The organism is Rhizobium sp. TBD182 (genome assembly GCF_001950375.1).
Taxonomy (GTDB): domain Bacteria; phylum Pseudomonadota; class Alphaproteobacteria; order Rhizobiales; family Rhizobiaceae; genus Agrobacterium; species Agrobacterium tumefaciens.
Map to the genome: position 1 here is coordinate 1 of NZ_BDLN01000012.1, position 6,700 is coordinate 6,700.

Sequence of the window (6,700 nt, forward strand, 5' to 3'; positions counted from 1 at the left end):
GCCTGGGAAGAAGACACCGAAAAGCGTTGGTAGGGCTTACGTTGGTTTTTGGTTCCATTGCTCCCCAAACCCCTTCGTCGAGCAGAGCAAGCGCGTCTCACCAACATGCCTGATTACCTTCGAGCGGAACCGCTACAGCGTGCCTGCATCATTTGCAAACCGGCCCGTCAGCCTGCGGATATATCCCGAGCGCCTGGTCGTCGCAGCCGAGGGAAACATTCTATGTGAACACGCGCGGGTCATCGAGCGCAGCCACAGGCTACCCCGGACAATCTATGACTGGCGGCATTACCTTGCCGTCATCCAGCGCAAACCCGGAGCCCTGCGCAATGGCGCACCTTTCCTGGAATTGCCGCTGGCCTTTCGACGACTGCAGGACCAGATGCTGCGCCGCCCTGGCGGTGATCGCGAGATGGCCGATATCCTCGCTCTCGTCCTCCATCACGACGAACAGGTCGTCGTTAGAGCTGTGGAACTGGCTCTGGATCAAGGCGTAGCAACCAAAACGCATGTGCTGAATCTGTTGCATATGCTGATTGATGGCAAGACGACAGACGGTCCCGACATCGATACGCCACAGGCACTGACCTTGCTGCGGGAGCCCAAGGCCAATGTCGAACGTTACGATGGCCTGCGTGTCCGGATCGTGGGAGGTCGCAATGCGTCATGATCCCGCCAGCGCCGCCGTCGTCATCATGCTGCGTAGCCTGAAGATGTATGGCATGTCTCAAGCCGTCACGGACCTGATCGAGCAAGGTGCTCCGGCTTTTGACGCGGCCGTGCCGATCCTGTCCCAGTTGCTGAAAGCCGAGATGGCCGAGCGTGAGGTCCGGTCCATCGCCTATCACATGAAGGCTGCCCGCTTCCCGGCCTACAAGGACATCTCCGGATACGACTTCGCCGCCAGCGAAATCAACGAAGCGACGGTGCGCCAATTGCACAGATGCGAGTTCATCGACGGGGCGCAGAATATAGTGCTTGTCGGCGGACCGGGCACAGGAAAAACACATGTCGCGACCGCCCTCGGTGTCCAGGCGATCGAGCATCATCGCCGCAAGGTCCGCTTCTTCTCGACCATCGAACTGGTCAACGCGCTCGAGCAGGAGAAGGCTAAAGGCAAGGCAGGCCAGATCGCTGAGACGCTGGTTCGCCTCGATCTGCTGATCCTCGATGAGCTCGGATACCTTCCATTCAGTGCCTCAGGCGGAGCGATGCTCTTCCACCTGCTGAGCAAGCTTTATGAGCGCACCAGCGTCATCATCACCACCAACCTCAGCTTCAGCGAATGGGCAACGGTCTTCGGCGACGCCAAGATGACGACGGCATTTGCTCGATCCTTTGACCCATCCCTGCCATATCCTGGAAACAGGTAATGACAGCTTCCGCTTCAAAGCCAGTTCGGCAGCCGCAGCAAACAAGAGAGGAGAAAAAGCCAATCCCTTGACCAAAATCCAATCATAAAACCATAGTCAGAGGTGGCTCACTTCCCGGAGGAAAAACCGGCTCAGTTCCACATGGAAATCAACACTTTATGTCTCATGCATTGCTCGGTGGGCTCTTAAGCCCAGTCTGACAGCTCAAACTCAAACTCATGTTCCTGCCACCCTATAGTCCCGACTTTAATCCCATCGAAAACGCATTCTCGAAATTGAAAGCTATGCTACGGGCTCGGGCGGAGCGAAAGATCGACGCCCTATGGGATGTCGTCGGCACATTGATCCCCCGATTCACATCGGAGGAATGCGCAAATTACTTCAGGGCTGCAGGCTATGACCCGGATTGAACAGGATCTGCTTGTCTTATAAACTTCTTGCTTCTTCGTGAGATAAAGAAGCGCCGGAGAGGACGGCCATCCTCTTCCGGCGATGGGGGACGGGTCGTGAAATGCGAGGCCGCCATTCTGACGAATGCCGGGCCGAACTAGAGTTTGATCGCCCCCATCTTTTCCAATCGTCCTGAACGGATACCCGAGTTTTAAGGCTCGGATGACAAGCATGGGAGATGAGAAAAGATGACGGATATTACCATCGGCGCGGACATCTCGAAAGACCATATCGATCTGCACAGCCTGCCTGATGGAAGAAGCTTGACGGTTGCCAATGACCGCAAGGGATTTGCCGCAATTGTCCGATGGATCGGCACAAAGGGCGTGGAGCGGATTGTCTATGAACCCACAGGCGCCTGTCACAAGGCCTTCGAGCGCTTCATGATGGTCCAAAGGCTGCGGCTCTCCAAGGTCAATCCGCGCCTTGCCCGACGTTTTGCTGAAGCCACGGGCAGACTGGCCAAGACCGACAGGATCGATGCCGGACTGCTGGCCCGTTACGGCGCACTTCTGGCACCGCGCATCCTGCGAGCCAACACGCAAATCCACAACGACTTGAAGGAATTACATGTCGCGCGCCTGGCCCTGATCAAGGACAGGACTGCCGCAAAGAACAGGGCGAAGAACGTCTCCAACCTGCTATTGAAGAGACAAAATGTCGATAGGCTCAGGCAGATCGAGCGGCAGATGAAGGCTGTGGACGAGGCCATCATGTCGCTGATCGGCGCTGATGTCTCCCTCAAAGCCAGGTTCGATATACTCGTTTCGATTCCTGGCGTCTCGCAGATCACGGCCTTTACGCTCCTAATCGAGATGCCCGAACTGGGCGAGCTGGATGAGAAGGCTGTAGCCGCATTATCCGGACTGGCGCCCATGAGCCGCCAGTCCGGACGATGGACCGGACGCGCTTTCATTGCTGGCGGAAGGGCCATCGTCCGCCACGCGCTCTATATGCCAGCTCTTGTCGCATGCCGCTTCAACCCGCAACTCAAGACGAAGTACGAAGTACGAAGAACTCACTAAAGCCGGAAAGCCACCAAAAGTCGCCATAACAGCCGTCATGCGAACGCTCATTGTGCTCGCAAACGCATTGCTGCGGAAAAATCAAAAATGGCAGCCAAAACCCGCTTGATCAAAACGGATACTCTAGTTCACCGGAAAGCCCTATCTCGACCCGCGGCTTTTTCTGCGGACCGAAGAGGTGCATCATGCGAGTCAGGCGGCGGGAATCGAGAAACTTTTCCTCACTGGGGCTAGCGGCTTTGATAGCGAGCGGTCCGGTTTTATATCCAACAGCGGTGTTCCATCCAGGCAATCAAGACCACGTACAACAATCGAGTTCCCAGATACCCTTTCCACTTTCACAATCGATGTTCCGATCGGATTAGGCCTCACAGGCGCTCGCAGAGAGAAAGCACCGTGAATCTCTCCATCGTCAGCGGGACTTAGTAGGACGATATCGCGTGGTGACTCGTGCAGCCAATAAAGAATCTCAAGTCGCGAATACGCCTCGACCCCCTTTAGCGCCACGGCCCACGGTTCCGAAATTTCAAGTGTGCATAGTGGCCCCAATTCACTCCCCTGCCTGGGAGTGTCACTTCGACTTTTCCAGGGCGTCCGGATCTTTCCCACAAAAAAAAGCGATGCGTCGCCTTCTTCGGGTAGCGCAACCGCGACCTCGTTTGTTCGCAATCTGGTTGAGTGCATGACAGCTCCTGCCGAGTTTAGCGCGCCAGCAGACATCGCTTAGCTTGAAAAGCTTGTAAGAGATGAGTTAATGGGTCATGTCAGATTCGCCGCATTTCATTTCAATTGTCATATGCTTGTGCCGACCCAACCTGCGCGGCGTTCCTGTACTCAAAACCGCACCGCCCACCAATGATTACCCCAGATAATCCCGTCTCGCGCAGTCGAACAGGTGCTGTGGCTGCCGCGCGTGTCAATCCAGATCACAATATGCGGCTGTCGTTTGAGGGCTTTCGATCCGTTGGCTTGAAAGATGCGCCGTTCGACCGATGAGGTGACGTCATTTAACTCTTGAGACCATCACGCCGAACGCCCTTGAAGGGAACGCCCGGTGAAGCTTTTAAAATTTTCGCGGGCGGAGTGGGTGAAACTAACGCTTCGCTTTAAGCATAATCGACAAAGCAAAAAGCAGTAATCCCATCATCCAAAGGAACGTAAAATCCGTATAAAACTGAAAAAAATATGTAGGCCCACCATCTTCTCTGTAAATCTTTAGTAATATTTCATATACAGGAAAATATATTAATCCTGGCCCGAATATTATCGCGACGTAGAAAAGAATTTTTTTGATCGATGCTTTCATTTTCTTCTCATTTAACTACAAGTCGCGATAAGCATTTGTCGACTGCAAGAGGTTTTTTGTAAGTGTAGCGCTTCTGCTCTAAAGAGGTTTTAAGTCTATTAAATCTTCAATGTCTTCGAGAATGTGGGTGGGATTGCTGTACGCCAAAGCTTCTCTTTTGGCATAACCCCAGGTTACTCCTGCCGAGGCAATGTTTTGGCTCTTCGCTGCCTCAATATCACGCACCTCATCTCCGACAAGAAGGACTTCATTACGGGACTTTTTACATCGACGAAGTATCTTATTAATCCTTTTGCCCTTCCCAAACAGCGGTGAGCTACCCTCTATATAAGTAAAGTAACTATCCAATGGCCCGAGCACGCGCCGAATATTTTCAGTGCTGTTCGAACTTAGGATTGCAAGCTCCACCCCCTGATCCTCGAGGTGAAGTAGGACTTTTTCTGTCCTAGGAAATATGTCGAACGTGGCTTCACGAGCCAGTTTACGCAAATCTTTGACGATCAGAGGAATGCGCCAAACCGGTACTCTTAGCCATCTCAAAACCTGGCAAATTGAAAGGCCGCGCAGATATTCAATCTGAGTGTCGCTAGGCGTCACAAATCTGTGACGTTCGGACATTTCCCTCAGAGCACTTAATATCCACGCACCACTGTCTGCCAACGTACCATCAAAATCAAATATTATTAGCTTATAACCTTCAATTTCATTCATTCATGCAGACCTTATTTCGCGTAAATACTTGATTAATGCTCGAAGAAGATCATTTTCATGATTATTTATTTTTGTTTATTATTGCATTATATTTTTTCATGAGTTTTATATTCGTTAATTCTGGATTTATTTAAAATAACATTCGGGGATATATATAGCGTTCCAGTTGCCCGGTCTGGCATCAGGACTATCATCCCCCGACAGCTGGTTAAACAGAAACTGTGTTTCAACAGTAACATCCGCGATCGGTTTGCTGCCGGGAATGCTGGCAAGAACGTCCAGTCGTTACTCAACGCTCCCAATTCAATTACAACGCCTAAGCAGTATTGGTAAATCAACGCATACGACCCGATGCGGTAAGCTATGTCGCGTGGCTTGTTGTTTCCGCCGGACCCTGCCACAAAAACTTGCGTGTTACAGGTGAAACCAAGTTTTTTCCAACATGGATTGCTTGGACAGCGCAACGCACCAATATGTCGTCCCAGAAAGAGGGCCGGAAATTGATGTGCAATTTTTTAGAATTAGCAAAAGGCATGTTGCAGAGACCGTGGCGCGTGTCGATTAAACGGGAAAACCAGCCAAATTCATTTTTGAGCACGATTGTTTATATTTGTCACTCAGAGCTGGAGGTAAGAGATTGCGTGCAATTATGTATTGATCGGAAAGTCGGCTATTTGACAGTCGACAAATTCAGCCACCATCGGTTTGATAGGAATTCTGTTCCCGTCAGCAAATATCGCGATCTTTGCATAGAGCTCGAATTTGCTGATCGTCTTGTTATTGTTCGTGACTTTTATGACAATGGAATTGACGTCTAAGGCGGCTGATTCAGGTGCACCACTAGATCGCGTTCCGTGCAGCGGAGATCGATCAACATAGAGCGCGATCATCGCGGTGTTAGTCCTTGCGCTGCTACGATGGGCCGAACCCGGCGGAGGGTGAATATACCCGTCATCAGGTCCACCACCGCAATCTGCGCATCTTGTGCCGAATGTAGGGCGAATCGAATCATATGCGCGATCGAGGCAAATCTGTCGTCCTGATTTGCTCGCGCACCGCCGACTACTGTCATCTCCAACATTACTACGTTCATGACGGGGCTTATTGCATGGTGCTCGGCGAGCGCGTCATGGTGTGAGCATGATTGAGGATATGTGGTCAGCTTTATCGATGGCAGCGTCATTGCGGTCAACCTGTTGCTGCTGTGATCACACCGGAGACTGTAAAACAAAGCTCTCTGGGATGGCGCTATCAACGTTTCATCACAACTTCCGCGACCCCACCGGGACCAGCACACTTAGATACCAAAGGTCCTATGGTTTTATGCCCCAAGAAATTTGATGCTGACAGGAAGCTTAAACACCAATAGCGCCGCGGCGAGCGTTGGATCTATTAGGGTCAAGCAATTTCAGTCGCGAGTACTTGCATATGTTCGTCGGCCCACGTATGCGGAACATAGAAAGCGTCAGACGAGACGCACCGTAAGTGCGTGCTACATTGTCCTCGGCCGCACCTAAAGACCGGGGCAGTTGAAATCCGATTGTGATGGCAACTATAAGCGGGTGACGAACAGCACGGATAGTCATAGACCGCGCGTTGATCGAGGTCTGTCCGCCGACATTAATTCCGCTCGCGCATCGTCGTGAGCCGTTTTAATGGATCGGGCTATGGGCCGAACTTCTGCCATAACCTCGAGAGCGGAGATTTCATTGAACATAATCGGTTCCGCAACGTTGAAGACCAAGTTAGGGATATTGTTGATTTTATGGTCCAAGTGGTTCCCTGACAACCTCTCTTCTGGTTGACCGTCTTGATGGGTATACGCTACGCCCAGG

General features: G+C 51.8%; 3 protein-coding genes and 4 pseudogenes. 4 read left to right on the forward strand and 3 right to left on the reverse strand.

Going from position 1 to position 6,700, the window contains the following annotated elements; translation table 11 throughout:
- The 4 genes and pseudogenes from T18_RS23900 to T18_RS23915 form a co-directional block, all read left to right on the forward strand.
- Positions 1-670: Mu transposase domain-containing protein (locus T18_RS23900; RefSeq protein ID WP_414896163.1), on the forward strand; the 670-nt coding region annotated here is incomplete at its 5' end.
- A pseudogene (gene istB / locus T18_RS23905) lies at positions 660-1,461 on the forward strand (IS21-like element helper ATPase IstB). The gene T18_RS23900 and the pseudogene istB, both read left to right, overlap by 11 nt.
- Before the next feature lie 124 nt (positions 1,462-1,585).
- Positions 1,586-1,783: pseudogene (locus T18_RS23910) on the forward strand (transposase); the annotation flags it as partial.
- A gap of 228 nt (positions 1,784-2,011) precedes the next feature.
- Positions 2,012-2,957 (forward strand): annotated as a pseudogene (locus tag T18_RS23915) (IS110 family transposase).
- Positions 2,958-3,040: 83 nt separating this feature from the next.
- On the opposite strand, the gene tsaA reads toward T18_RS23915, so the two are convergent.
- The 3 genes and pseudogenes from tsaA to T18_RS27965 all read right to left on the reverse strand — a co-directional run.
- Complete coding sequence (tsaA, locus tag T18_RS23920; protein WP_010892516.1) at positions 3,041-3,568, reverse strand: tRNA (N6-threonylcarbamoyladenosine(37)-N6)-methyltransferase TrmO; 528 nt, start codon at positions 3,566-3,568, stop codon at positions 3,041-3,043.
- A 664-nt stretch (positions 3,569-4,232) separates the two neighbouring features.
- A complete protein-coding gene (locus T18_RS23930) occupies positions 4,233-4,865 on the reverse strand; it encodes an HAD family hydrolase (RefSeq protein ID WP_010892515.1) in 633 nt (210 codons plus the stop codon).
- Between the two features lie 1,582 nt (positions 4,866-6,447).
- Positions 6,448-6,700, reverse strand: a pseudogene (locus tag T18_RS27965) (virulence protein); the annotation flags it as partial.